The sequence below is a fragment of the Aldersonia kunmingensis genome (assembly GCF_001646865.1).
GTDB classification, from domain to species: Bacteria; Actinomycetota; Actinomycetes; order Mycobacteriales; family Mycobacteriaceae; genus Aldersonia; species Aldersonia kunmingensis.
Map to the genome: position 1 here is coordinate 1 of NZ_LRRB01000307.1, position 1,677 is coordinate 1,677.

2 protein-coding genes are annotated in these 1,677 nt (G+C 65.6%); both read right to left on the reverse strand.

Annotated features, from left to right (window positions below):
* The coding region (locus tag A8G08_RS24480; RefSeq protein ID WP_425394596.1) for a coiled-coil domain-containing protein at positions 1-589 on the reverse strand (589 nt) is incomplete at its 3' end.
* A 305-nt stretch (positions 590-894) separates the two neighbouring features.
* Positions 895-1,677, reverse strand: a 783-nt coding sequence (locus tag A8G08_RS24485) for an MFS transporter (protein WP_157108778.1), incomplete at its 5' end; no start/stop codon positions are given.

Consider the following 1,677-nt stretch of genomic DNA (forward strand, 5'->3'; position numbering starts at 1 on the left):
GCACCGCCGCCGCATCGGCGTCCGACTTCGCCTTGCGTGCCGCGGATACCTTGTTCGCTTCCTCCGCACGAGCGCGCTGTAGGCCGTCGAGCACCGCCTGCTGCGCCTTGGTCATCATTGCGAGCACCTGTGCCCGGTCGAGAACCTCGTCGGGATTTTCCGCGCCGAGATAGGACGCGATCGACGCCGCGTCGTTGCCCTGCGTGTAGGTGCGAGATGCCGCACGGTCGAATCGCTGCTGCGCCTGTTCGATCTGGATATTGGCGTCATTCACAGCCTGTTGCGCGGTGCCGACGATCGTGGCGGCGGTATCGGCTGCTTCTCGCGCGTCCTGCAGATCGACGAGCGCCTTGTTGACGTCCTCGCGGCGGACTGCGACCTCGTCGTCGAGCCGCCGCAATTGTTCGTTGGCAGAAGCGACTTCGTTGATCAGTGAACCCACCAGGCCGACCGCGCCATCGACTTGCGCTGTCGCAGAGGCGATGTCGCCGTCGGTCGGGTTGGGCGGCGGCGGCGGGACAGCCGCAACCGAGGCGCCGGAGGCAACCGCAATGACGGTGGCGAGCAGTGCCCCGCAACCTATGCGCAATGTCGAATTCGACGCGCGCAACCAGCCTCGTGGCCTCCTCGCGCGCGAGGTGTCCGATGTGTTCGACCTTCGCCTCACTGGTCGCTCCCTCGGTCGGTTCACCCGGGGAGATCGCGTTCACAGTGGCGCGCAGCGAAGCGTCGGGGCCGTAAGCCACCGATGTAACAGCGGCATCACTGCACGCCCTGTGACACTTCTTCCCCAAAAAGTGTCATTCGCACCGTACGACACTTTTCAACCTAATGAAACTTAAGTCACAAACAACATCGATGTAATTCGTTGCGGCTCTTACCAGGACGCTAGGGCTACCCGCCTACGACGGTGGGCACCTTCTCGCCATCCCGCGCCGCGTGCCGGGGCAGGAAGAACGCAGGAATGATGATCAGCGCGGTGAGGGCGGTCGCTATCCAGAACGCGAACCCGAAGGAGTCGGCGAGGAGTGGACCGACGATCGGCATCGCCTCCGGCGGTACGCCGCTCATCTGATCGGTTCCGCCGCCTTGGGACTCGAGTCCGGCGGAGGTGAGTTGGTTCGTGAGGCGCTGCGTCAACGCCGTCACCAGCAACGCAGTACCCAGGGACGCCCCAACCTGCTGGATTGCCGACAACGACGGCGCCGCCCGTGACACCGAGTCACTGCCGAGGTTCGAGTAGGCGGCCGCGAACGTCGGCATCATGACCGAGCCGAGGCCCATGCCGCGCACGAACAGGGCGACACACAGCCACGCGTAGGACGTATCGATGCCCAACTGGGTGAACGGCAACGTGCCAACCACTGCGAGCACGACGCCCACAGGCACGACGTAGCCCGCCCCGATCCGGTCGGTAAGCCTGCCTGCGACCACCATCGCCACCATCGCGCCGAGGCCTTGTGGGGCCAGCAGCAGGCCGGCGTTGAGTGCGCCTTGACCGCGGACGGTCTGGTAGTACAGCGGAAGCAGCAGCATGCCGCCGAACAGCGCGATCGCGACGAGGAAGACCGCCACCGTCCCGCTGGCGAACAACCGATTGCCGAACAGACGGACGTCGATGATCGACGCGGCTCCCCTGCGCAGGCTGTGCCAGGTGTAGACGGCCAGGCCGATGGC